Origin of the sequence: Streptococcus ruminicola (assembly GCF_011387195.1) — a bacterium.
In the GTDB taxonomy this organism is placed as follows: Bacteria; Bacillota; Bacilli; order Lactobacillales; family Streptococcaceae; genus Streptococcus; species Streptococcus ruminicola.
In genome coordinates, this window is the sequence record NZ_CP046919.1 from 1,634,075 (window position 1) to 1,659,999 (window position 25,925).

General features: G+C 37.6%; 23 protein-coding genes, 3 tRNA genes and 1 other RNA gene. 19 read left to right on the forward strand and 8 right to left on the reverse strand.

From position 1 onward, the window contains the following. The first annotated feature begins 80 nt into the window (after positions 1–80). The 6 genes from GPZ88_RS08315 to GPZ88_RS08340 all read left to right on the forward strand — a co-directional run bounded on the left by GPZ88_RS08315 (position 81) and on the right by GPZ88_RS08340 (position 3,120). Positions 81–1,103, forward strand: a complete 1,023-nt coding sequence (locus GPZ88_RS08315) for a branched-chain amino acid aminotransferase (RefSeq protein WP_039697049.1) — start codon at positions 81–83, stop codon at positions 1,101–1,103. A 66-nt stretch (positions 1,104–1,169) separates the two neighbouring features. Further along, entirely contained in the window at positions 1,170–1,400 is a 231-nt protein-coding gene (locus tag GPZ88_RS08320; RefSeq protein ID WP_039697048.1) for a DUF2969 domain-containing protein, read from the forward strand. A gap of 61 nt (positions 1,401–1,461) precedes the next feature. Beyond that, positions 1,462–1,542: transfer RNA gene (locus GPZ88_RS08325), tRNA-Tyr, on the forward strand. 40 nt (positions 1,543–1,582) lie between these two features. Continuing rightward, positions 1,583–1,654 (forward strand) — tRNA-Gln (locus GPZ88_RS08330). Positions 1,655–1,781: 127 nt separating this feature from the next. Further along, complete coding sequence (rpsA, locus tag GPZ88_RS08335; RefSeq protein ID WP_009854084.1) at positions 1,782–2,978, forward strand: 30S ribosomal protein S1; 1,197 nt, start codon at positions 1,782–1,784, stop codon at positions 2,976–2,978. Between the two features lie 70 nt (positions 2,979–3,048). Then, positions 3,049–3,120, forward strand: a tRNA-Arg gene (locus GPZ88_RS08340). Between the two features lie 187 nt (positions 3,121–3,307). Here the strand turns inward: GPZ88_RS08340 and GPZ88_RS08345 are convergent. The 3 genes from GPZ88_RS08345 to GPZ88_RS08355 form a co-directional block, all read right to left on the reverse strand. Continuing rightward, complete coding sequence (locus tag GPZ88_RS08345; protein WP_074563513.1) at positions 3,308–4,003, reverse strand: LrgB family protein; 696 nt, start codon at positions 4,001–4,003, stop codon at positions 3,308–3,310. Beyond that, entirely contained in the window at positions 3,996–4,376 is a 381-nt protein-coding gene (locus GPZ88_RS08350) for a CidA/LrgA family protein (RefSeq protein ID WP_039697045.1), read from the reverse strand. The genes GPZ88_RS08345 and GPZ88_RS08350 overlap by 8 nt, the downstream gene beginning before the upstream one ends. A 130-nt stretch (positions 4,377–4,506) precedes the next feature. Further along, a complete protein-coding gene (locus GPZ88_RS08355; RefSeq protein WP_074601748.1) occupies positions 4,507–5,121 on the reverse strand; it encodes a TVP38/TMEM64 family protein in 615 nt (204 codons plus the stop codon). Between the two features lie 93 nt (positions 5,122–5,214). Here GPZ88_RS08355 and ssrA point away from each other — a divergent pair. Next, positions 5,215–5,565, forward strand: a transfer-messenger RNA (tmRNA) gene (gene ssrA / locus GPZ88_RS08360). A 222-nt stretch (positions 5,566–5,787) separates the two neighbouring features. Here the strand turns inward: ssrA and GPZ88_RS08365 are convergent. From GPZ88_RS08365 to GPZ88_RS08375, 3 genes are read right to left on the reverse strand one after another with little or no spacing between them, the layout of a single operon-like run. After that, on the reverse strand, positions 5,788–6,555 hold the full coding sequence (locus GPZ88_RS08365; protein WP_133017750.1) for an ABC transporter permease: 768 nt from the start codon (positions 6,553–6,555) through the stop codon (positions 5,788–5,790). Between the two features lie 9 nt (positions 6,556–6,564). Continuing rightward, entirely contained in the window at positions 6,565–7,263 is a 699-nt protein-coding gene (locus GPZ88_RS08370; protein ID WP_039696991.1) for an ABC transporter ATP-binding protein, read from the reverse strand. Between the two features lies 1 nt (position 7,264). Continuing rightward, positions 7,265–7,633, reverse strand: a complete 369-nt coding sequence (locus GPZ88_RS08375) for a GntR family transcriptional regulator (protein WP_006532025.1) — start codon at positions 7,631–7,633, stop codon at positions 7,265–7,267. Between the two features lie 216 nt (positions 7,634–7,849). Between GPZ88_RS08375 and GPZ88_RS08380 the strand changes: the two genes are divergently transcribed. The 9 genes from GPZ88_RS08380 (at position 7,850) to GPZ88_RS08420 (ending at position 19,312) form a co-directional block, all read left to right on the forward strand. Continuing rightward, complete coding sequence (locus tag GPZ88_RS08380; RefSeq protein WP_166044042.1) at positions 7,850–10,957, forward strand: DNA polymerase III subunit alpha; 3,108 nt, start codon at positions 7,850–7,852, stop codon at positions 10,955–10,957. Positions 10,958–11,047: 90 nt separating this feature from the next. Then, positions 11,048–12,064: a 6-phosphofructokinase gene (pfkA, locus tag GPZ88_RS08385; protein WP_074559978.1), complete on the forward strand. Its 1,017-nt coding sequence runs from the start codon at positions 11,048–11,050 to the stop codon at positions 12,062–12,064. An 82-nt stretch (positions 12,065–12,146) separates the two neighbouring features. Next, positions 12,147–13,649: a pyruvate kinase gene (gene pyk / locus GPZ88_RS08390; protein ID WP_074563519.1), complete on the forward strand. Its 1,503-nt coding sequence runs from the start codon at positions 12,147–12,149 to the stop codon at positions 13,647–13,649. A 312-nt stretch (positions 13,650–13,961) separates the two neighbouring features. Then, positions 13,962–14,519 (forward strand): signal peptidase I, encoded by a 558-nt coding sequence (gene lepB / locus GPZ88_RS08395; protein ID WP_074601756.1) that lies wholly within the window; start codon positions 13,962–13,964, stop codon positions 14,517–14,519. Positions 14,520–14,724: 205 nt separating this feature from the next. Further along, positions 14,725–16,539 carry a glutamine--fructose-6-phosphate transaminase (isomerizing) gene (glmS, locus tag GPZ88_RS08400; RefSeq protein ID WP_158913604.1) on the forward strand — a complete coding sequence of 605 codons (1,815 nt, stop codon included), beginning with the start codon at positions 14,725–14,727 and terminating at the stop codon, positions 16,537–16,539. A gap of 98 nt (positions 16,540–16,637) precedes the next feature. Then, entirely contained in the window at positions 16,638–16,973 is a 336-nt protein-coding gene (locus GPZ88_RS08405) for a zinc ribbon domain-containing protein YjdM (RefSeq protein WP_039696985.1), read from the forward strand. A gap of 189 nt (positions 16,974–17,162) precedes the next feature. After that, positions 17,163–17,804: an amino acid ABC transporter permease gene (locus GPZ88_RS08410; protein ID WP_166044044.1), complete on the forward strand. Its 642-nt coding sequence runs from the start codon at positions 17,163–17,165 to the stop codon at positions 17,802–17,804. 11 nt (positions 17,805–17,815) lie between these two features. Next, a complete protein-coding gene (locus GPZ88_RS08415) occupies positions 17,816–18,445 on the forward strand; it encodes an amino acid ABC transporter ATP-binding protein (protein WP_074482136.1) in 630 nt (209 codons plus the stop codon). Between the two features lie 24 nt (positions 18,446–18,469). Continuing rightward, positions 18,470–19,312 carry an amino acid ABC transporter substrate-binding protein gene (locus tag GPZ88_RS08420; RefSeq protein ID WP_166044046.1) on the forward strand — a complete coding sequence of 281 codons (843 nt, stop codon included), beginning with the start codon at positions 18,470–18,472 and terminating at the stop codon, positions 19,310–19,312. 166 nt (positions 19,313–19,478) lie between these two features. Here GPZ88_RS08420 and GPZ88_RS08425 read toward each other — a convergent pair whose 3' ends face one another. Together GPZ88_RS08425 and GPZ88_RS08430 are read right to left on the reverse strand one after the other, a co-directional pair. Then, complete coding sequence (locus GPZ88_RS08425; protein ID WP_166044048.1) at positions 19,479–20,684, reverse strand: cation diffusion facilitator family transporter; 1,206 nt, start codon at positions 20,682–20,684, stop codon at positions 19,479–19,481. A gap of 175 nt (positions 20,685–20,859) precedes the next feature. Further along, positions 20,860–22,188 (reverse strand): alanine/glycine:cation symporter family protein, encoded by a 1,329-nt coding sequence (locus tag GPZ88_RS08430; RefSeq protein WP_166044051.1) that lies wholly within the window; start codon positions 22,186–22,188, stop codon positions 20,860–20,862. 374 nt (positions 22,189–22,562) lie between these two features. Between GPZ88_RS08430 and GPZ88_RS08435 the strand changes: the two genes are divergently transcribed. From GPZ88_RS08435 to GPZ88_RS08445, 3 genes are all read left to right on the forward strand, one after another. Then, positions 22,563–24,026 (forward strand): glycoside hydrolase family 1 protein, encoded by a 1,464-nt coding sequence (locus GPZ88_RS08435; protein ID WP_166044053.1) that lies wholly within the window; start codon positions 22,563–22,565, stop codon positions 24,024–24,026. 66 nt (positions 24,027–24,092) lie between these two features. Next, positions 24,093–24,707 carry a histidine phosphatase family protein gene (locus tag GPZ88_RS08440; RefSeq protein ID WP_166044055.1) on the forward strand — a complete coding sequence of 205 codons (615 nt, stop codon included), beginning with the start codon at positions 24,093–24,095 and terminating at the stop codon, positions 24,705–24,707. 92 nt (positions 24,708–24,799) lie between these two features. Beyond that, positions 24,800–25,915 (forward strand): AI-2E family transporter, encoded by a 1,116-nt coding sequence (locus tag GPZ88_RS08445; RefSeq protein WP_166044057.1) that lies wholly within the window; start codon positions 24,800–24,802, stop codon positions 25,913–25,915. The last annotated feature ends 10 nt before the right edge of the window (positions 25,916–25,925 follow it).

The following is a 25,925-nucleotide window of genomic DNA, read 5'->3' on the forward strand; positions in this document are numbered from 1 at the left end:
TTCAGAATTTTATGAAAAAGTACTTGAAAAAAGATTTAAAAAGCGTACAATAGGATAAAAACAAAGAAAGAGGAATAGTTATGACAGTAGATTTAGACTGGGAAAATCTAGGCTTTGCCTATCGTAAATTACCATTTCGTTACATCTCTTACTACAAAGATGGTAAATGGGATGAAGGAAAATTAACAGAAGATTCAATGCTTCACATTTCTGAAGCATCACCAGCTTTGCACTATGGTCAACAAGCCTTTGAAGGTTTGAAAGCCTATCGTACAAAAGATGGTTCAGTACAATTGTTCCGCCCAAATATGAATGCTGAACGTTTGCAACGCACTGCAGATCGTCTTCTTATGCCACAAGTGCCTACAGAAAAATTCATTGATGCTGCAAAACAAGTCGTTCGTGCCAATGAAGAATTTGTACCACCATACGGCACAGGTGCAACACTTTATCTACGTCCTCTTTTGATTGGTGTCGGTGACATTATCGGTGTTCACCCTGCAGACGAATACATTTTCACTATTTTCGCAATGCCTGTTGGTAACTACTTCAAAGGTGGCTTGGTACCAACTAATTTCTTGATTCAAGACGAATATGACCGTGCGGCTCCACATGGTACAGGTGCTGCAAAAGTAGGTGGTAACTATGCCTCAAGTCTTCTTCCAGGTAAAATGGCTCACGACCGTAAGTTCTCTGATGTTATTTACCTAGACCCTGCGACACATACTAAGATTGAAGAAGTTGGTTCTGCAAACTTCTTTGGTATTACGGCTGATAATGAATTCATCACACCGCTTAGCCCATCAATCTTGCCATCTATCACAAAATACTCACTTCTTTATTTGGCAGAACACCGTTTTGGCATGAAAGCTATCCAAGGAGATGTTAAACTTGATGAATTGGATAAATTCGTTGAAGCAGGTGCCTGTGGTACAGCAGCCGTTATTTCACCAATCGGTGGTGTTCAACACGGTGATGACTTCCATGTCTTCTACAGTGAAACAGAAGTAGGACCTGTTACTCGTAAATTGTACGACGAACTTGTCGGCATCCAATTCGGTGATATTGAAGCTCCAGAAGGCTGGATTTACAAAGTTGACTAATAAATTAAAGCTTGCTCTTGCAAGCTTTTTTGTTTTTCGGTAAAATGAATAGCGTGAGGTGGAAAAATGAGCAAAAAAGATAAAAAAATCGAAATTCAACTTGCTGACGCCAAAGTTGCCATCAACAATGCTAATGTCGATGGTTATAATTTGACTGCTGGAAAAAAAGTTATCGGTGAAATTGCTGAGCTTGATAACAAATTTGCTGTTGTCAAAAACGGAGAAGTTGAAGCACTTTTCAAAACTTTAGAGCAAGCAATTGAAAGTATTATTGAAAATTACAACTTAAATCGCTAAAAAATAGCGAAAAGTACTTGTCAGAGAACAAAAACTATGCTAGAATAGTTTTTGTCGTAACGGAAGGGTAGCGAAGAGGCTAAACGCGGCGGACTGTAAATCCGCTCCTTCGGGTTCGGGGGTTCGAATCCCTCCCCTTCCATTTCTAAGAAGTTATCTTAGAATTAATTGAACCTTGTTTTTGGGGTATAGCCAAGCGGTAAGGCAAGGGACTTTGACTCCCTCATGCGTTGGTTCGAATCCAGCTACCCCAGTCAAAGGTATCGAGTTTCGGCTTGACACCGTCAAAGATAAAAGTTGTTGTCGTTGCGGGTTACCTTGAGAAATATTATTGTTGTCAAAAGCTAGCTTAAGCTAGCTTTTGTTGGAGGATTTTTTAGAATGAATGAATTTGAAGATTTGCTAAACAGTGTTAGCGAAGTAAACCCTGGTGATGTTGTCACTGCGGAAGTTTTAACTGTTGATAATGATCAAGCAAACGTTGTTATCGAAGGAACAGGTGTTGAAGGTGTTCTTACACTTCGTGAATTGACTAACGATCGCGATGCTGATATTAACGATTTCGTTAAAACTGGCGACACAGTTGAAGTACTTGTTCTTCGTCAAGTAGTAGGTAAAGATACTGATACAGTTACTTTCCTTGTCTCTAAAAAACGCTTGGAAGCTCGCAAAGCTTGGGATAAACTTGTTGGTCGCGAAGGCGAAGTTGTTACTGTTAAAGGTACACGCGCTGTTAAAGGTGGTCTTTCAGTTGAATTTGAAGGACTTCGCGGATTCATCCCTGCTTCAATGATCGATACACGTTTCGTACGTAACACTGAAAAATTTGTTGGTCAAGAATTTGAAGCTAAAATCAAAGAAGTTGTTCCAGCTGAAAACCGCTTCATCCTTTCACGTCGTGAAGTTGTTGAAGAAAAAGCTGCTGCAGCTCGTAAAGAAGTCTTCTCTAAACTTGAAGAAGGCGCAATCGTTAAAGGTAAAGTTGCTCGCTTGACAAGCTTTGGTGCTTTCATCGACCTTGGTGGTGTTGACGGACTTGTTCACGTAACTGAGTTGTCACACGAACGCAACGTTTCACCTAAATCAGTTGTTTCTGTTGGTGAAGAAGTTGAAGTTAAAGTTCTTTCAATCGATGAAGAAGCAGGTCGTGTATCACTTTCTCTTAAAGCTACAACACCTGGACCATGGGATGGCGTAGAACAAAAACTTGCTGCTGGCGATGTTGTTGAAGGTAAAGTTAAACGTTTGACTGACTTCGGTGCTTTCGTTGAAGTATTGCCTGGTATCGATGGACTTGTTCACATCTCACAAATCTCACACAAACGTGTTGAAAATCCAAAAGATGTTCTTTCAGTAGGTCAAGAAGTTAACGTTAAAGTTCTTGATGTTAACGCTGCTGCAGAACGTGTATCACTTTCAATCAAAGCTCTTGAAGAACGTCCAGCACAAGCTGAAAACGAAGAAAAACGTCAATCACGTCCACGTCGTCCAAAACGTGAAGCTAAACGTGATTACGAACTTCCAGAAACTCAAACTGGATTCTCAATGGCTGACTTGTTTGGCGATATTGAATTGTAATTATAAATGAGAAAAGACTTGATTTCCAAGTCTTTTCTTTTTGTTTCGATGTGGTATAATATAGTAGTTGCCACTCTTAGTGTAATGGATATCACGCAAGATTCCGGTTCTTGAAATAGGGGTTCGATTCCCTTAGGGTGGAGTGTTATACCGATTAGAAAAGCCAGTTCTTGGCTTTTTCTTTTTGTATATGCTCATAAAAGCCTTTCTGTGAAGTCTTCAGAGCTATTTAAGGAAAGTTGCCGCAAGTTAATATTGGATAGCGTTATGAGCAGTTTAAGGGCAAATAAAAAGCCTGTGATTTTCACCACAGGCACTTATAAAAAAGCTTATTTTAAAATAATTTGAGCCACGATTGGACTGATAATAACGTAAACAATTCCGGTAACTCCGATAGCAAGTCCGCCCATCGCTCCTTCAACGAGACCGTATTTTAGAGCTGTTCCAGTACCGATTGCGTGTCCTGTTCCACCAAGGCTAAGCCCGATAGCAACAGGATCTTCGATTTTTAAGAGTTTTAAAAAAACAGGTCCAAGAACACTTGTTAAAATCCCAGTAATAACAACGACAACAAGTGTTACAGTTGTAATTCCTCCCATTTTTTCAGTGATTCCAACCGCCATTGCAGTTGTTACTGATTTAGGGAATAGTGAAATAGCTAGCAAATATTTAATACCAAATGTTTTCGCAACAAGAGCAGTAAAAGTCGTGTTGACGATACAAGCAGCAAGAATACCAGTTAGGATACTTCTGATGTGATGTTTCATCAAGTGGAATGAGCGATAAAGTGGAATACCGAGCGCTACTGTTGATGGAACAATCAATGTGTTAAGATAACTTCCGCCGATGTAATAATCATGGTAGGAAATCTTAGTAATCTTTAAAAAGGCAATAATAAAAAAGGTTGCCAATAGTAAAGGGGTAGTAATTGGGTGTGGAAAACGCCTAAAAATAAGCATGCCCATAAGGTATGCTAGGATTGATAGCATGATACCAAAGATTGGGTTTGTAAGAATATCAGTCATGATGACCTCCTTTATCAACATAGTCTCCTTCAAAGCGTGTTTTGATGAATTGAACAACAAAACCAATAGTAGCAACATTCAAAAAGATGGCTACAAGAATGATAATGGTGATAGGGAGCAAATAATCCTTGATGTCATTGAATCGATCCATGATTCCGACAGCTGCAGGCAAGAAAAGAATGGTCATATTATTGAGCAAAAAATTTCCCACAACATCTATGTGTCTCAGACGAATTACCTTGAATTCCAGGGCAAGAAAAAGTAGCACTAACCCAATAATGCTACCAGGAACAGGTAAATTGAGTAAATTAGAAATCGCCTCCCCAATAAATGAAAAGATGAGAATTATCATAAATTGAACGTATAACTTCATTAGTAAACTCCTTCGTTATAAGTCTACTACTATGTAAGAATTTTTCAATACTGTGAAAATGTTTACATGAAATTTTTTTGAAAAATTACAGTTGTAATGAAAAAAGAAAAAGCCGAGCTAAGCTCAGGCTTTAGTGACCTAATAGTAATTTTAGGATATTTCCTCCAAAAATCCAGATATAACTATAAGAAATAATTGAAATTGGCTTGGTTAGTAGGATAATGAAGATGAAACGTTTTAATGAAATGCGAGATAATCCAGTTATCATCACCACGATATCAGCTGGTGAAATGGGTGATAACATGCAAATGATGAAGAAGTTTTCATAATTTTGAGTGTTTAGTTTTGCTTCGTATTTGTAAAAAGTCTTCTCATCGACAAAAAGTAGAATAAACTTGCGGCCATATAGTCTAACAAGAATAAATAGTATGATACTACCAATCACAATACCAACATAGTTGTAAAAGAAGGCAAGGATTGGATCAAAAATTAAAAAGCCAGCAACTGTTGTGACACCACCTGGAATCACTGGGAAGACGACTTGAAAGATTTGCACTAAGATAAAAACTAAAGGCCCACAGACACTGTGCTGATTAACAAAATCTTTGAGTGCATTACTATCGTTTAGAATCCCTAAATGGTAGAACCAGATGACTAAAACAAACGTTCCCAGCAAGGCTAATACTCCCAGAAACTTGATCAGTCGCTGCCAAAAGGCATAGTGGTCGAACATCTTCATTTTCATAATTCTTATCATATCATAAGAATTTCTTTTTTGCTATTTTAAACATTATTTGCTATAATAACAAACGTAGCTTTTGACTACTTTATAATATCTGGGGTCGTTACGGATTCGACAGGCATTATGAGGTACATTCTGCGACTCATCGGCAGATGTAAAAATGCCAGTTAAATATAACTGCAAAAAATACAAATTCTTACGCTGTAGCTGCCTAAAAACCAGCTCGCGTGATCTCTACAGGATTGCTTGTGTTTTGCTAGAGGTTTCATTGATTAGCAAGCTACGTTTGATTATTGCCTAGCTAGTCAAAAAGAGATTTATAGGCTCGCTTAATCTAGGTTTGAGTTATGTATCGAGCTTAAGTTAAATCAAAGACATAACCTATGGTTGTAGACGAATGTATTGGCAGGTGTTTGGACGTGGGTTCGACTCCCACCGGCTCCATAAAAGCTTTTCATAGTTTAGCAAAGTTACGCAAAACGTTGATATATCAACGTTTTTTGTTTTTACGTTTTGTCTAGTTTTGCCTTTTGGAGAGACCCAAAAAGAGACCCAAAAAAGTTTTTTTACTATCAGTAGTAGGAAGACTGCGAGAATGATTTTTTGTGCTTTCACCCAGACATAATTCCAGATATAAAAATAGCCACCAGAATTTGGTGGCTATAATATTTATTGAATATTAATTTTGTTTTTAAGCAAGTAATGTGTTGCTAAGTAGAAGATGGCACCTTCGATAAAGCACTCAATACAAGAATAGATAAAGAAATGGATAGTAAGGTCACTATTTAGTTCGTGGCTTCCGAGGATTTCAGACACTAATAAAACGATGAATGAAACGACGAAGTAGGCAACGAATGCCATAAGACCACGTCTATTAGCAAATAATTGACCAATTGTAATAGCTAAGTAGATGAGCAGAATTCCTGAAATAGAAGAGATTGCTAACCAAAGGAACCCAATTCCCCATTCGGCAGGAGTGAGCATTTTAGCTAATTGTGGTAGGAAAGCTAGAAAATGACCTAGGCCAAAAATCGGTATAATAAGCAACGTCACACCAATAGTAACAACGATAGTGTTAAAGGCAGTCCAAATCAGTGAAGCAATCAGTTTAGATAAAATGATTTGGTGAGTAGATACTGGCAAGGTTAAAGTAAGGTAACCTTCGCGACCAAAGATATTTTTATAAAAACGTCGCACGATGATAGCTAGTGTAGCAATCCAAGCACTGGCAACCACAACACCAAACATGATTGCTAAGATGATTGGAATCAGTTGTGTGTAATGATTAGCAGTACTTGTTGTATAGTTTTCAGCATAGTCTGTAAGTGTCTTGATGCTAAAGCCAAGGAAGATGGAAATAGCGATAATTGACGCATTAAGTGCGAAGTACCATTTACCGACAGATTTTAGTTCGTATTTTAAAAGTTTTGAAAACATAATTCCTCCCTAAGCTTTGTAAGTCTCACGGAAGAGTGAATCAATGGATTGACCGTGCTCTTCACGAATATCATCCGTATTGCCTTGCAAAATAATTTTTCCGTCCTTAAGGAAAATGATTTCATCAAGGATTGGTTCGATTTCTGAAATTAAGTGCGTTGAGATAATAACAGAAGCCTCTTCACAGTAATTATTGATGATAGTGCGTAAAATGTAGTCACGCGCGGCTGGGTCAACACCGCCAATTGGTTCATCAAGAATATAAAGTTTTGCTTGTCGGCTCATGACCAAGATTAGCTGCACTTTTTCTTTATTCCCTTTTGATAGGTTTTTGAGGATATCATTTGGATTAAGGTCTAAATCTTCTAAAAGGTGTTCAGCTTTTTCACGAGAGAAGTCTTCGTAAAAATCTTCGAAGAAAGCAAGGGCATCCTTGATTTTCATATCTTCTCTAAGGTAAGAAGTATCTGGAAGGTATGAAATGATTTTTTTAGTGTCGACTGAAGGACGGTAACCATCAATGACGATTTCTCCAGTTGTTGGGTGAAGAAGTCCGTTGATTAGTTTAATCAGTGTTGTTTTCCCGCTTCCATTTGGGCCGAGTAAGCCAATAATCTTACCGGCAGGTAAACTAAGTGTCACATCGTCAACAGCTACATGTTTTTTGTATTTTTTGGTAACGTGATGTAGTTGGAGTAATTGACTCATCCTATTTTTTCTCCTTAATATACGATTCTAGTGTAGTCACAATATCGTCGATTTCAAATCCTATTTTTTGCATGTTATTAACGAATGATTGCAATTCTGCCTCAGCAACTTCTCGACGTTTTTGCATGATGAGGTCAGTGTCATCTGTAACAAAGCGGCCAGATGTTCGTTGAGAGTAAACCATGCCTTCGCGTTCTAGTTCTGAAAAAGCGCGTTGCATTGTGTTGGGATTGACACCAGCTTCTTCAGCTAATTCGCGAACGGTTGGGAGTTGATCACCGCTTTTGATTTCTTGACTGATGATTTGCATCTTAATATGTTGTGCGATTTGGACATAAATAGGTGATTTTTCATCAAATTTCCAGGACATACGATAACCCCTTTCTATTAAAATTTAAAGAAGTCTTAATTGTATTAATTAGAAGAAGTCTTGAAAGAAGTCTTGTACTAAATAAATGGTACAAAAATAAGCTTGAAATGTCAAGGAATCAATCGCTAAGGCATCTTATTTCAATTTAAACGCAAATATGCTTTGATTTTTAGTGTATAATAGAAAAAGAAATCAATCGGAGAAAGGAGGGCTTTTATGTTTGCCCAATTAGATACCAAGACTGTTTATTCTTTTATGGATAGCTTAATTGACTTAGAGGGCTATGTCAAAGAAGCAAAAGTATTAGGCTACCAAACCATTGGGATTATGGACAAAGATAATCTCTATGCCGCCTTTCATTTTATTACAAAAGCTAAAAGCGAAGGTCTGCGTCCTGTTTTGGGGCTTGAGTTGACGCTTAATTTACAGGAAAATCTTTCCTTAAGTGTGTACTTAATTGCGCGTGATACGACAGGTTACAAAAACTTGATGAAAGTGTCTAGTCGTCAGATGACGTCTGGTATTCAGGTGGAGGATTTAAAGGATTACTTGTCAGGCTTAGTGGTTATTATCCCGTATTTTGATGGTTTGGAGAGCTTGTCGCTTCCTTTTGAGTATTATATCGGAGTAAATGTTCACTCAGAAGAAAGGGATTATGACAAACCTTTAATTCCACTTCATACAGTACGGTATTTTAATACTAATGAAGTCGAAACGCTTCACATGCTTCATGCTATTCGAGATAATATTAGCTTGAAAGATGCGCCAGCTGCACCGCAAGGACAACAGTTGATGGCTTGTGATATTTTAACACAGGCTTTTGAGCAAAAATTTCCACAAGCTCTAGATAATCTAGAAAAATTAGTTGCTGATATTCACTATGACTTTAATAGTGAATTAAAATTACCGCGCTTTAATCGTCAAAAGCCTGCTCAAGAGGAATTGATAGAATTAACTGAAGCAGGGCTTAAGGCTAAAAATCTTTGGTTGCCAGAGTACCAAGAACGCTTAGCTAAAGAACTTTCGGTCATTCACAAGATGGGATTTGATGATTACTTTCTTATCGTTTGGGATTTGCTGCGCTTTGGTCGAAGTCGAGGGTATTACATGGGAATGGGACGCGGTTCTGCTGCGGGAAGTTTAGTTTCCTATGCTCTTGATATTACTGGGATTGACCCAGTGAAGAACAATCTGCTCTTTGAACGTTTTCTAAATGAAGAACGTTATAGCATGCCTGATATTGATATTGACCTACCAGATGTTTATCGTAGTGAGTTTCTTCATTATGTCCGTAATCGTTATGGTAGTCTTCATTCGGCTCAAATTGTGACTTTTTCAACTTTTGGTGCTAAACAAGCTATTCGTGATGTTTTTAAACGATTCGGTGCACCAGAGCATGAATTGACTAATATCACTAAAAAAATCAGTTTCAGAGATAACTTAAGTACAGTTTACGAAAAGAATTTATCTTTCCGTCAAATTATTAATTCTAAAATCGAGTATCAAAAAGCCTTTGCGATTGCCAAACGTATCGAAGGAAATCCTCGGCAGACTTCAATTCACGCCGCTGGTGTCGTTATGAGCGATGACAATCTGACCGAGCATATTCCATTAAAAGCTGGCGAAGATATGATGATTACGCAATACGATGCGGCTGCAGTTGAAGCAAACGGTCTTCTTAAAATGGACTTTCTTGGGCTTCGTAACCTTACTTTTGTGCAACGCATGCAAGAAAAGGTCGCTAAAGAATACGGCATCACTATTGACATCAAATCGATTGATTTAGAAGATCAGCAAACGCTAGCTTTATTTGCTGCAGGAAAGACAAAAGGAATTTTTCAATTTGAACAAGCTGGCGCCATTAATCTGTTAAAACGTATTAAACCACAAAAATTTGAAGATATTGTGGCAACAACGAGTTTGAACCGTCCTGGGGCTAGTGATTACACCGAAAACTTTATTAGACGTCGTTTTGGACAAGAAGCGATTGATTTGATTGACCCTCTGGTGGCAAAAATCTTGGAGCCAACCTATGGCATCATGCTTTATCAAGAGCAAGTGATGCAAATTGCACAGGTCTATGCAGGATTCACTCTGGGAAAAGCGGATTTGTTGCGTCGTGCCATGTCTAAGAAAAAGGCAGAAGACATGCAAAAAATGGAAAGCGAGTTCTTAAAAGGTGCACAGGCTCTTGGTCGACCGCTTGAAACGGCTAAAGATTTATTTTCTCGCATGGCTAAATTTGCTGGCTACGGTTTTAATAGAAGTCACGCCTTTGCTTACTCAGCATTAGCTTTTCAACTAGCTTATTTTAAGGCACACTATCCTGCAGTTTTTTATGATGTCATGCTGAATTATTCAAGTGCCGATTATATTACGGATGCTATGGAATCAGAGTTTCGCATCAGGAAAATCGACATCAATACAGTGCCTTATAACGATAAGATAGCTGATGGTCAAATTTATCTTGGTTTGAAGAACCTACGAGCCCTTCCACGTGATTTATGTTACTGGATTATTGATCATCGACCGTTTTCAAGTATTGAGGACTTCTTAACCAAACTACCTGAAAATTATCAAAAGAAAGAACTCATCACACCATTGGTTGAAGTCGGTGCTTTTGATAACTTTGAAAAAAATCGCCGCAAGATTATTGAAAATCTGGAACCTCTTTTCATATTCGTTAATGAACTAGGTAGCCTTTTTGCTGAGAATTCTTATAATTGGATTGAAGTAGAAGACTTTCCAAATACTGAAAAATATCGTCAGGAACAGGGATTACTTGGAGTAGGAATCAGTCCACACCCACTTCTTGAAATTGCCAAGAACTCATCTGTTGCTTTTACGGCTTTAGCTGATTTGCATGAAAACACTGAAGCGACTATTCTTGTTGAGCTAAGTCAGATTCGTGTGATTAGAACAAAAACCAAGGGTGAGCAGATGGCTTTTCTGAATGTGACAGATACACAGAAAAAATTTGACGTCACTCTCTTTCCAGAAGTTTTTGCGCGCTATAAAGACGAATTGCAAGAGGGAAGATTTTATTATTTAACAGGTAAGATTCAAAATCGCAACAATCGATTGCAGATGGTGCTAAATCATGTTCAAGAAGCAAGTAGTGAACGTTTGTGGTTATTACTTCCAAATCATTTACATGATAGAGAAGTTTCGGACATCTTGTCACAATATCCAGGTAATATTCCTGTGATTTTGCACTACCAAGATAGTAAGCAAACCTTACAAAGTCAGAGACATTTGGTTAAAAAGGATGAAGAGCTTTTACAAGCTTTAACTCCATATACAGTGAAAACGATTTATCAATAAAAATTTAGTAAAAATAAAATAAAGTAAAGCTTTTTACAAAGTAATGTGCTATAATAAGAACGTTAGATTAATAAAAGGAGTATTAGCAAAATGAAACGTATTGCTGTTTTGACTAGTGGCGGCGACGCTCCTGGTATGAATGCTGCTGTTCGTGCAGTTGTTCGTAAAGCAATTAAAGAAGGAATGGAAGTCTTCGGAATCAACCGCGGTTATGCTGGTATGGTCGATGGCGACATTTTCCCATTGGACGCTCAAAGTGTTTCAAACATTTTGTCACGTGGTGGTACTTTCCTTCAATCAGCTCGTTACCCTGAGTTTGCAACTCTTGAAGGACAACTTGCTGGTATCGAACAACTTAAAAAACACGGTATCGAAGGTGTCGTTGTTATCGGTGGTGACGGTTCTTATCACGGTGCTATGCGCTTGACAGAACACGGATTCCCAGCAGTTGGTATCCCAGGTACAATCGATAACGATATCGCTGGTACAGATTACACTCTTGGGTTTGATACAGCTGTAAACACAGCTATGGAAGCTCTTGACAAAATCCGTGATACATCTTACAGTCACAAACGTACATTCGTTGTTGAAGTAATGGGACGTAACGCCGGTGATATCGCTCTTTGGGCAGGTATTGCTGCAGGTGCTGACCAAATCATTATTCCTGAAGAAGAATATGACATCAACGAAGTTGTTGCAAAAGTTAAAGATGGTTACGAAAACAAAGGTAAAGAACGTCACCTTATCGTTCTTGCTGAAGGTGTAATGCATGCTGAAAAATTTGCAGAGTTGATGAAAGAAGCTGGTGATACTAGCGACCTTCGTGCAACTAACCTTGGTCACATCCTTCGTGGTGGTGCACCATCACCTCGTGATCGTGTTCTTGCTTCTTGGATGGGTGCTCACGCTGTTGAATTGCTTCAACAAGGTCGTGGTGGACTTGCTGTTGGTATCCACAACGAAGAATTAGTAGAAAGCCCAATTCTTGGTACTAAAGAAGAAGGTGCTCTATTCTCATTGGCAGAAGATGGTAGCATTATCGTCAACATGCCACACAAAGCACGTCTTGACTTTGCTCAATTAAATCGAGACATTGCTCATTTATAATAGTATAGTATTTATAGATTAAAAATTATTGTTATTAATAGTCGTTCATTCGGCTTAAAAATAAAGGGAGTTTCATATTATCATGAATAAACGCGTAAAAATCGTTGCAACACTTGGTCCTGCGGTTGAAATCCGTGGCGGTAAAAAATTCGGTGAAGATGGATATTGGGGTGAAAGCCTTGATGTTGAAGCATCAGCACAAAAAATCGCTCAATTGATTAAAGAAGGTGCAAACGTCTTCCGTTTCAACTTCTCACACGGTGACCACGCAGAACAAGGTGAACGTATGGCAACTGTACGTCGTGCCGAAGAAATTGCTGGACAAAAAGTTGGTTTCCTTCTTGACACTAAAGGTCCTGAAATCCGTACTGAACTTTTTGAAGGCGAAGCTAAAGAATATTCATACAAAACTGGTGAACAAATCCGTGTTGCTACTAAACAAGGTATCAAATCAACTCGCGAAGTTATCGCTTTGAACGTTGCTGGTGCCCTTGACATCTACGATGACGTTGAAGTTGGTAAACAAGTTCTTGTTGACGATGGTAAACTTGGTCTTCGTGTTGTAGCTAAAGACGATGCAACTCGTGAATTTGTTGTTGAAGTTGAAAACGATGGTATTATCGCTAAACAAAAAGGTGTAAACATTCCTTACACTAAAATCCCATTCCCAGCTCTTGCTGAACGTGATAACGCTGATATCCGTTTTGGTCTTGAACAAGGTCTTAACTTCATCGCTATCTCATTCGTACGTACTGCAAAAGACGTTGAAGAAGTTCGTGCAATCTGTGAAGAAACTGGTAACGGACACGTTCGTTTGTTCGCTAAAATCGAAAACCAACAAGGTATCGAAAACATCGACGAAATCATCGAAGCTGCTGATGGTATCATGATCGCTCGTGGTGACATGGGTATCGAAGTTCCATTTGAAATGGTTCCAGTTTACCAAAAAATGATCATCACTAAAGTTAACGCAGCTGGTAAAGCAGTTATCACAGCAACAAACATGCTTGAATCTATGACTGAAAAACCACGTGCAACTCGTTCAGAAGTATCTGACGTGTTCAACGCTGTTATCGATGGTACTGACGCAACAATGCTTTCAGGTGAATCTGCAAACGGTAAATACCCAGTTGAAGCAGTTCGTGCAATGGCTACAATCGATAAAAACGCTCAAACTCTTCTTAACGAATACGGACGTCTTGATTCATCATCATTCGCTCGTACTTCTAAAACAGAAGTTGTTGCTTCTGCAGTTAAAGATGCAACAAGCTCAATGGATATCAAACTTGTAGTTGCTCTTACTGAATCTGGTAACACTGCTCGTCTTATCTCTAAATACCGTCCAGATGCTGACATCTTGGCTGTAACATTCGACGAAAAAACTCAAAAATCATTGATGATTAACTGGGGTGTTATTCCAGTCGTAACTGAAAAACCTGCATCAACTGATGACATGTTTGAAGTTGCTGAAAAAGCTGCTCTTGAATCAGGATTGGTTCAATCAGGTGATAACATCGTTATCGTCGCTGGTGTCCCTGTTGGTTCAGGTGGTACAAACACAATGCGTATCCGCACTGTAAAATAAGGTGGTAAGTCAGAAATCTTTGATTTCGTTGACGCACCTCCGTCAGGAATGCTAGGATGGTCACAGTTCTTTGAACGAAGAACATCCAGCAGTCTACGACGAAAATAAAAAAGTCCCTATCATATCAAGCTTTAAGGCCTGTGTGATAGGGTTTTTTTATGTTGTGGGACATTTTTGGGGCAAATATTCTCATTTTTTATTCTTTTATTCTGATAAAATAAGGTTAACTTACTTACTTTGTGTCAAAAGTCACATGCCTACTTTTTTTATGTTCAGAAACATGATATAATAGAACAAAGAATAGGAGAAATTATGGTTAAGCGCGATTTTATTCGAAATATTATTTTAGTCTTAATTGCTATTTTAGCGATATTCTTGTTGAGGATTTTTGTCTTTTCAACTTTTAAAGTGCATGAGGATGCCGCTAATTCATACCTATCAAATGGTGATGTCGTAGTTGTTAATCGAAATCGAGAACCACGCTATAAAGATTTCATCGTTTACAAGAAAGATGGCATTTTTTACATTAGTCGTGTTGTCGCAACAGCTGGACAAAGTGTGACTGTAATGGATGATATTCTTTATGTTAATAACAAAGTTAAAGAAGAACCATACATTAGCAAGATTAAATCTGAATATTTGTCAACTTCGGATACCCAACAGCCATTTACTTCGGATTTTTCTGTTAATACAGTTTCTAATGGTAAATATAACGAAGTACCAAAAGGGTATTATCTAGTCTTAAATGATGATCGTCAGAACACTAATGATAGTCGTAGTTTTGGACTAATCAAGGAAAGTCAAATTCGTGGTGTTGTGACTTTCAAAGTTCTGCCACTTAATCAATTTGGATTCATTACAACAGAGTAGTTTAGCTACTCTGTTTTTTTGTTTAATTTTTCTTTTAGACCAATAAAGAATTGGTATAGTATATTTTATACCAATCTTTCTGTTGACAAGGTAAAAGTAAAGTTATATACTGTTGCTGTAAGGTTTTGGTAGGTCTTTATTAGACTATACCAATTCAAAAAATAAGAAAGAGAAAATAGGTTTTTCCTATTAAAGGTAAAAAAATATGTGTGGTATTGTTGGTGTTGTTGGAAACAAAAACGCAACAGACATCTTAATGCAAGGTCTTGAAAAATTGGAATACCGTGGTTACGATTCTGCAGGAATTTACGTTACTAATGGTGTTAATCAAGGTCGCTTAATTAAATCAGTTGGACGTATTGCTGATCTTCGTGCGAAAATTGGAATTGATATGGCTGGTTACACAGGTATCGGTCACACACGTTGGGCAACTCACGGTCAACCAACTGAATTGAATGCTCACCCACATACATCTGAAACTGGACGTTTTGTCTTGGTTCACAACGGTGTTATTGAAAACTATCTACAAATCAAAGAAACATATCTTTCAAATCACCATCTTAAAGGTGAAACTGATACTGAAATCGCTGTTCATTTAGTTGGTGAATTCGTTGAACAAGGTTTGTCAGTTCTTGAAGCTTTTAAAAAAGCTTTGAAAATCATTGAAGGTTCATATGCGTTTGCTTTGGTTGATGCTGAAGATCCTGATACTATTTATGTGGCTAAAAACAAATCACCTCTTTTGATTGGTTTGGGTGACGGATACAATATGGTATGTTCAGATGCTATGGCTATGATTCGCGAAACTAGCGAATTTATGGAAATCCATGACAAAGAATTGGTTGTTTTGACAAAAGATTCTGTTTCAGTTATGGATTATGATGGCAATGCTATCGAACGTGATTCTTACACAGCTGAGCTTGACTTATCTGATATTGGTAAAGGAACTTACCCTTACTATATGTTGAAAGAAATTGATGAACAACCAACAGTTATGCGTAAGTTAATCACTGCTTACACAGATGACAATAATCAAGTCACTGTTGATCCTGAAATTATCAAAGCTGTTCAAGAAGCAGATCGTATTTACATTTTGGCTGCTGGAACATCTTACCATGCTGGTTTTGCTTCAAAATCATTCCTTGAACAAATGACTGATACACCAGTTGAACTTGGTATTGCATCTGAATGGGGCTACAACATGCCTTTATTGAGCCAAAAACCACTTTTCATCATGATTTCACAATCTGGTGAAACAGCTGATAGTCGTCAAGTCTTGGTTAAAGCAAATCAAATGGGCATTCCTAGCTTGACTATTACAAACGTTCCTGGTTCAACATTGTCACGTGAAGCAACATACACTATGCTTTTGCATGCAGGACCTGAAATTGCAGTTGCTTCAACAAAAGCTTACACAGCTCAAGTTGCAACATTGGCAATTCTTGCTAAAGCAGTTGGTGATGCTAATGGCAACAAAGCAGCAGCTGATTTTGATGTTGTTCACGAACTTGCTATCGTTGCACAATCTATTGAAGCAACACTTTCTGAAAAAGACACGATTGCTGAAAAAGCAGAAGCACTTCTTAAAGAAACTCGTAACGCCTTTTACATCGGTCGTGGTTCAGACTACTATGTTGCCATGGAAGCTAGCTTGAAATTAAAAGAAATTTCATACATTCAATGTGAAGGATTTGCAGCTGGTGAATTGAAACACGGTACAATTTCATTGATTGAAGAAGGTGTGCCTGTTATCGCACTTATCTCAAGCAATCCTGTTCTTGCATCACATACACGTGGTAATATCCAAGAAGTTGAAGCTCGTGGAGCAAGTGTTCTTACAATTGTTGACGAAAGTCAAGCACGTGAAGGAGACGATATCATCGTAACAACTGTACACCCATTCTTGTCAGCTATTGCAATGGTCGTACCAGCACAATTGATTGCTTACTACGCAACACTTCAACGTGGTTTGGACGTTGATAAACCTCGTAACCTTGCGAAATCGGTTACTGTGGAATAATACTTGCCAAAATTTACTTTCTAAGGTAGAATGGATAATGTAACTTTTAACTTTATGACAGTAATAAAGTTATAGCTATTTTTTGATAAGGAGAAATGATGTCTTTACCAAATTGTCCAAAATGTAACTCTGAGTATGTTTACGAAGATGGATTAATGTTAGTTTGCCCAGAGTGCGCTTATGAATGGAACCCAGCTGATTCAGTTGAAGAAGAAGATGGCTTGGTTGTTCTTGATAGCAACGGAACTCGTCTTGCTGACGGTGACAGTGTTACTATCGTTAAAAACTTGAAAGTAAAAGGTGCACCAAAAGATCTTAAACAAGGAACTCGTGTTAAAAACATTCGTCTTGTTGAAGGTGACCACAACATTGATTGTAAAATCGATGGTTTCGGTGCAATGAAATTAAAATCAGAGTTTGTTAAAAAACTATAATGACATTAACGCTATGAGCTTTTCTCGTAGCGTTTTTTTATATTTAAAGATAGAATTTACATAAATATAGTTATGTTATATCGACTTATTTTTATAAGGTCAAATGATAAAATATTCTTCTTTGCTCCCCAATTGTTTGAAAATTTGATATAATACTATAATAGTAACAAATTCTTTTTAGGAGATAACATGTCATATATTTCACAAGTTCTGCCTAGCTTGTTAGATGGCGCTGCGGTAACTTTGCAAGTTTTCTGTATTGTTATTGTGCTTTCCATTCCGATTGGCGCTATCCTAGCTTTTTTGATGCAGATTAAATTTAAACCTTTGCAATGGTTGTTGACATTATATGTATGGATTATGCGTGGAACACCATTGCTATTGCAACTTATTTTCTTCTACTATGTTTTACCAAGTGTAGGAGTGATTATGGACCGTATGCCAGCAGCTATTTTGGCATTTACCTTGAATTATGCAGCTTATTTTGCTGAAATTTTCCGTGGTGGGATTGCTGCTATTCCTAAAGGTCAATACGAAGCTGCAAAAGTTTTGAAATTAAATCAGTTGCAAACTATTCATTATATTATTTTGCCACAGGTTTTCAAGATTGTTTTACCAAGTGTTTTCAATGAAATTATCAACCTTGTCAAAGATTCTTCACTCGTTTATGTTCTTGGGGTTGGTGATTTGTTGCTTGCAAGTAAGACAGCTGCCAACCGTGATGCAACACTTGCACCGATGTTTGTGGCAGGGGCTATTTACTTGCTTATGATTGGTATTGTTACCTTGATTTCAAAACAAACTGAGAAAAAATTTGATTATTATAAATAAGAGGTGACCAGATGTTAGAATTAAAAAATATTTCCAAACAATTTGGTCAAAAGAAGATTTTTGATCATTTTAATTTAACAATTGAAGATGGTAAAATTTTGTCTCTTGTAGGACCTTCAGGTGGTGGTAAAACCACTTTACTACGCATGCTTGCTGGTCTTGAAAAAATTGATTCGGGTGAAATCATCTATAATGGTGAAGTTGTTCCGATTGATCACTTAGAGACACTTAACTTGCTTGGTTTTGTTTTCCAAGACTTTCAATTGTTCCCACATTTGTCTGTTTTAGATAATTTGATTTTATCGCCAGTTAAAACAATGGGAATGACAAAAGAAGCAGCAAAAGAAAAAGCGCTTGGTCTTCTTAAACGTCTTGGTTTGGGAGAACACGCGGATGCTTATCCTTACTCATTATCAGGTGGGCAAAAGCAACGTGTCGCCCTTGCTCGTGCGATGATGATTGATCCTCAAATCATTGGTTATGATGAACCAACGTCAGCGCTTGACCCAGAATTACGTCAAGAAGTTGAAAAATTGATTTTACAAAACCGAGAAGCTGGAATGACTCAGATTGTGGTTACCCATGATTTACAATTTGCAGAAACGATTTCAGATCACATTTTAAAAATTAATCCAAAATAACAGAAAGTCTCATTAGGTATCTTTATGAAATTGAAAAAAGTTCTTTTAAGTGCTATGGCGCTTGTTGCGACAGTTAGTTTAGCTGCTTGCGGGTCATCGTCATCAAAAAAAGTTGCTAAGACAGACCAATGGAAAACTTATCAAAAAGATGGTAAGATTACGATTGGTTTTGATAACACTTTTGTACCAATGGGGTACGAAGATGAAGATGGCAAAAATGTTGGTTTTGACATCGATCTTGCCAATGCCGTCTTTGAACAGTATGGTATTAAAGTGAAATGGCAATCAATCAACTGGGATATGAAAGAAACTGAATTGAATAACGGTACGATTGATTTGATTTGGAATGGTTATTCTATTAGTGATGAACGTGCCGAAAAAGTTCTCTTTACAAATCCTTACATGGTTAATGAACAAGTGCTAGTCACTAAAAAATCTTCAGGAATTACAAGTTTTGCAGGGATGAAAGATAAAGTCCTCGGAGCTCAATCAGGTTCATCTGGTTACGATGCTTTCAATGCAAAACCAAAAGTTTTGAAAGATATTATATCTGGTGGTGATGCGACACAGTATGAAACCTTCACACAAGCCCTTATCGACCTCAAAAACGATCGTATCGATGGTCTCTTGATTGATAAGGTTTATGCGAATTACTACCTTGAACAAGAAGGTGAATTAGATAACTACAATATCATTGCTAGTGAGTTTGATGGTGAAGATTTTGCTGTAGGGGCTAGAAAAGCTGATAAAACATTGGTTAAGAAAATCAATCAGGCTTTCCAAAAACTTTATCAAGAAGGCAAGTTCCAAGAAATCTCAAACAAATGGTTTGGTGATGACGTGGCAACTGATGCCGTTAAAAAATAAATTAAAAGAGTTCTAAGTAGTGAAACTTAGAACTTTTTTAGTTTTCATTTTTTTCTTGATTATCAATAGAATCGTGCTATAATATAAAATAGTTAACCGGTTAATTAAAATAACTGATTAATTCTAAGCATCTAAAAAACCAGGAGTATTAATCCTGGTTTTGCGGTTAATCTTGAGAATTTGTTGTTTGTGGAGTGATTTGGTGGAAGACAAGGAACCAATTTTCCTTGCGACGCCAGATACTTGTATGAGTCATATTATCGAGCTTGTAAGTGATAAGCTTTGTTTTTTGACTGATAGATGTCATTTCAAAAGCTTCGATATTGCTCATGTAGTGTCTTTCTCGAGCAGTCATTTCAGATTTGGTATAGGAATGACCGTCAACGTCAATGAGGTAGAAGTCATCTGAGATTAATTCTTCATAATCTGGAATCTTAGCAAGAATGGTTTTTTCTGCCTTGTAAAGTTTCTTGTAGACATTATCCCAAATCTCATCTTCAGGGATTGCTCCTGGTTCAACGTGAACATCTGTATCGTAAACAGAGAATTCTTTACGAAGGAGTTCTTCGATTTGTTCAGTAACTTCGTGGCTTTCGTAAACTGATAGGTCAGGATTCATCTCAACAACAATATCAAGATAAATGTTGCTTCCATATGAGCGACCACGTTGGGATTTTACATTTGACACTTTTGGTAATTTGAGAATGGCCTCTTTGTATTTTTGAAGTTCTTTTTGGTCAAATCCATCTGAAAGACTAAAGGCACTTTCGATAAAAATATCATAGGCTGTTTTCAAAATGAAGTAAGTAATAACGATGGCAGCCAATCTATCAATGATGACTAAGTTAAATGAAGCTGCGAGGATGGCTATAGAAGTACCGATAGAAGTGACAGCATCAGAAAGGTTATCTTTTGATGCGGCTAAGAGTGCGCTTGATTTGACACGTTGTGAGAGGCGTTTATTGTGAAGGTAAACACCATACATAATCGCTGCAGAGATGACTCCGACAATGGCACCTTCAGGATCAAGAGGTGTCATGCTACCTGAGATGATTTTTTCAATGGTTTGAAAGAGAACTTTAAAGCCAATGTAGAACATGATGAAAGAAGTGATCAAACTTGATAAATCTTCCATTTTCCAATGACCAAAGCGGTGATCTTCATCGGCTGGTTTGCTCGCCAAATGTAGTCCAATTAAAAGCACAACATTTCCGAGAATATCAGACAAGTTGTTAAAACCATCAGCGATTAATGATGATGAATTCAAAAAATAACCAGTGATTAGCTTCAATAAGGTGATGACCATGTAGGCAATAATACTAACAATGGGCCCTCGTTTTGCTAAGCGTAGGTTTTCTTCTGGTGTTGACATAAGAAATGCCTCCTTTGTTCAAATGAGGTTATAAATGTATCAGTAGATTATGTTAAATTTGAGCTACCTTTTATTATATCACTAAAACGCCTCTTTTGGCACAGAAATCCCGTTAATAAGCGTTTTCTTTAAGGGGAAAAACAAGAGATTAGGATAATCCCTAATCTCTTATTTTTTAATGTGTATCGAAATAGTGTTTTGTTTCTTTGATAATAATTGGTGAAAGGGCTAGTAAGGCAATCAAGTTTGGAATTGCCATCAAACCGTTAACGATATCAGCGATAACCCAGATAGTTTCAAGGCTAATGTAACCGCCAAGAGCGACCATAGCGATGAAAATGATACGGTAAACTGGAATAGCTTTGACACCAAATAGGAATTCAAAACAACGTTCTCCGTAATATCCCCAACCAAGAATTGTGGTAAAGGCAAAGAGAATTAAACTGAATGTCAAAGCATAGACACCGAAGTTGCCAAAAACAGTAGAGAAAGCAGACTGTGTTAAAGTTGCTCCGTTAAGTTTGCTTGACCAACCACCAGTAACAATAATTGAAAGTCCTGTTAGGGTACAAATAATGATGGTATCAATGAAAGTACCAGTCATAGAAACAAGACCTTGTTCAACAGGTTCGTCAGTTTTCGCAGCAGCAGCAGCGATTGGTGCAGAACCAAGCCCAGATTCATTTGAGAAGATACCACGTGCGATACCAGCTTGGATAGCTGTGATAACAGTTGCTCCAGCAAAACCACCAGTTGCTGCTTTTCCAGTAAAGGCTGATTTAATAACCAAAGCAATACTTGGAAGAATTTGGTTACAATGGAAAGCAAGAATTGTAATTGTTGCTAGAATATAAATGATTGCCATAAAAGGAACAATTTTTTCAGCAACTTTTGAAATTGATTGAATACCACCGAAGATGATAATGCTGACAAGGACAGCCAAGACAATACTGATGATTTTTGGTGACCAGCCAACAGTGTTGCTAAGTGAATCAGTGATTGAGTTAACTTGTGTGAAAGTCCCTGAACCAAACAAGGCAACCATTACCCCAAAAATTGAGAAGGCAATGGCCAAAGGTTTCCAACGTTTTCCCATCCCATTAACAATGTAGTGCATTGGACCACCAGAAATTTCACCATTTGCATCTGTTGTACGGTATTTGATGGCTAAAACACCTTCAGCATATTTTGTAGCCATTCCAAAGAATGCGGCCATCCACATCCAAAGAAGTGCCCCTGGACCACCAAGTTTGATGGCAGTTGCGACACCGACAATATTACCAGTACCGACAGTTGCTGCAAGAGCAGTAGCTAGTGCAGCAAAACTTGAAATATCCCCTTTACCTTTTGCTTCAGATTTAAAGATCAGTTTTAAGGCCTTTGGGAGGCGGAAAACTTGCAATAATCCTAAGCGAGAAGACAAATAAATTCCTGTTCCAACAAGAAGAACAAGAAGAGGTGGTCCCCAGACTAGACTGTCTAAAGACGATAGAAAATTATACATAATTAAACTCCTAAGTCAGTCATAGTACTGTAATCATTGGTTAAAGGGTAAATCATCAAGTGACTCTTTATCTTTTAGCCATTAAATCAGTACTACTTATTAAAATATATTTCCCATTTTCAGAAAAAATAGAATAATTTCAACTAATTAATTATATAGAGAGAAAGGGCTTTTGTCAAATTTTCTTCTATAGAATGAATGAAAAATGAGTAGTTTTCATACTTGATTTCATTTTTTGAAAAGATTTTTCCTCTAAGGTGAGGAAATAGTTTTATTATCATGTGATAGTATTGTTTTTTAAGATAATAGTGATAGAAAACACTTACATTTCAAGATATAATACAAGAGTAAACTAAAGTATGAGGTGAGAAAATATGACAAAACAATTTCCAAAAGATTTTTTATGGGGTGGTGCAACAGCTGCCAATCAATTTGAAGGGGCGTGGAATGTTGATGGACGCGGACCTGCTACCTCAGATACGTCACGTGCAGTAGCGCCAGAAGAGAGAAAATCAATGGGAAGTGAATTCAATAGCCCAATGACTCGTGCTAAATTGGATGCTGCTTTAAATGACACAGAAGGTTTATATCCGAAACGTTGGGGTTCAGATTTTTATCACCGTTACAAAGAAGATATTGCTCTTTATGCGGAAATGGGCTTTAAGACTTTCCGTATGTCAATTGCCTGGTCACGTATTTTTCCAAATGGTGATGATGCCACTCCAAATGAAGCAGGGCTAGCCTTTTATGACAAAGTTTTTGATGAGCTTAATAAATATGGCATCGAACCCCTTGTGACATTGTCACATTATGAATTTCCAATTCATCTAATCACAGAATATGGCGGTTGGAAGAATCGTAAAGTGATTGATTGCTTTGTGCGTTACGCTGAAACAGTCTTTAATCGCTACAAAGATAAAGTCAAATACTGGTTGACTTTTAACGAAATCAACATTATTGGTATGACAGGTTACTTGTCTGGTGGCCTCTTATTTGACGATGGTAAATTAAATTTGCAAGAGATGTATCAAGCAGCGCATCACCAATTTGTGGCATCAAGTTTAGCCACAAAAGTTGGTCATGAAATCAATCCTGACTTTAAAATTGGTTGTATGTTAGCGCGTATGCAAGCTTATCCAGCTACATGTAATCCTGATGATGTCATGGAAGAAATTAAAAAAGACCATGAAAATCTTTTCTTCTCTGATGTTCAAGTGCGTGGTAAATACCCTTCATACGCGAAACGTTTCTTCCAAGAAAACAATATTGAGTTAGAAATTGCTGATGGTGATCTTGAAATTCTTGAAAAATACCCTGTTGATTTCATGTCATTCTCTTATTACATGAGCTCTATTGCACGTAAGCAAAAATCTGGTGAAGAGACAGCTGGTAATTTAATCTTAAGTGAACCTAATCCATATCTGGAAGCTTCTGACTGGGGCTGGCAAATTGACCCTGTTGGACTTCGTATCACTTTAAATAAGCTTTATGACCGTTACCAAGTACCGCTTATGGTTGTTGAAAATGGTCTTGGCGCTCTTGATAAGGTGGAAAAAGATGGTTCTATTCATGACCAATACCGTATTGATTATCTGGAATCTCATGTCAAACAAATGTATGAAGCCATTGAAGATGGTGTTGACTTGATGGGATATACTTGGTGGGGTTGTACAGACCTTGTGTCAGCATCAACGTCTGAAATGTCTAAACGCTACGGTTTTGTTTACGTTGATGCGGATGACCAAGGTAATGGTAGCTTTGACCGCTCACGTAAGGACTCATTCTTCTATTACAAAGATTTGATTGCAACACGTGGTGCTAATATTTTAAACGATTAATAAGCTAAACTCGGTTGATAGTTTTCAACTGAGTTGCTTTGCTTCTATGAGATGGTGGAGGAGAAAATGGTTAAAACTTTTTATCTAATGCGACATGGGCAAACTCGCTTTAATGTTCAAGGGAGAATTCAAGGAGCGTGTGATTCTCCCTTGACAGAGGAAGGGATCGAACAAGCTAAGGCAGCAAGACGGTATTTTGAGCAAGAAGGGATTTCTTTTACGCGTGTCTATTCGTCAACGCAAGAGAGAGCTTGTGACACTGCTGAGTTAGCGACTGGGCGTGTAGACTACATTCGCTTAAAAGGAATCAAGGAAATGGATTTTGGAGCGTATGAAGCGCATCAAGAGTATTTGAATCCGCCAGTTCACCATGAAGATGGTTCTGGTTACCGTGATTTCTTTGTGCGTTATGGTGGTGAATCCACCACTCAGGTTTATGAGCGCATGGAGCGTACTATTCGTGAGGTTTTGGAAGCTAGCAAAGAAGATGAGACTTTGTTATTTGTCAGCCACGGTGGAGCTATTATGCAGTTTTATTTGCATGCTACGAAAAATCCGCCGACTCCTAAAAAACGTCCAGCAAACTGTGCGATTTTCAAAATAACTTATGATGGAAAAGAAATGTGTGTTCAATCGATTTATAATCCAAGCACGCAAGAATATATCTTTGAGCGGGATTGAAATGATAAAAGTAGGTAAAGCAGCAGACTTTTCGACATTTTAATAAAATTTGCTATAATGGGAATAACTTTATTAAGGAGAATTTATTCCCCATGAAATTTGAGAAAAAACAGGTCTATTATATAGTTCTTGCTTTTGTGATATGTTACGCGATTAAGGCATATTGGGATACGGGAACATCACTTGTGGCGACGGTGATTAAAGCTAGTCAGCCATTTCTGATTGGAGCTGGTATTGCTTATATCGTAAATATCGTCATGAGTCTTTATGAGATGATTTTCACACGTCTGATTAAAAATAAATACCTTTTGAAGGTAAAACGGGCTGTCTCAATGATTTTGGCTTATTTAACCTTTATCTTGTTGATTAGTTGGCTCTTTTCAATTGTTCTACCAGATTTGATTGCTAGTATCAATTCACTGTTGAAGATTGATACAAGTGGTATTGCAAACTTTATCAAAGAAGTTAATGACAATAAAGTTGTCAAAGATGTTATGGCATACTTTGGGACATCATCAGATGTGACGACGACATTGTCAGATTACAGTCAACAGATTTTGAATCAAGTGTTATCAGTTTTGACAAGCATTTTAACGTCAGTAAGTACCATTGCCTCAACGCTTCTGAATGTCTTTATTAGTTTGGTCTTTTCAATTTATGTGCTAGCTAGCAAAGAACAACTATCTCGTCAATTTAATCTGTTAATTGATTCTTATCTTGGAAAATACGCTAAGACTGTCCACTATGTTTTAGATATTTTACACCAGAGATTCCATGGTTTCTTTGTCGGACAGACCTTGGAAGCAATGATTCTTGGTAGTTTAACAGCTGGAGGTATGCTTTTGTTGCATTTGCCTTATGCAGCAACTATCGGGATTCTGGTGGCCTTCACGGCTTTAATCCCAGTTGTAGGAGCTTACATTGGTTTGACAATTGGATTTATTCTGATTGCAACTCAGTCAGTCTCTCAAGCTATTTTCTTCGTGATCTACCTTGTTGTTCTTCAGCAATTTGAAGGAAATCTTATTTACCCGCGCGTGGTTGGTGGCTCAATCGGATTACCTGGTATGTGGGTATTGATGGCTATTACCATTGGCGCAGCGCTTTGGGGCGTTTTAGGAATGCTAGTAGCTGTACCTTTAGCAGCTAGTCTTTATCAGATTATCAAGGACAATGTCGCTAAACGCCAAGAAAATCGTTTAAAATAGCGAATTAAAG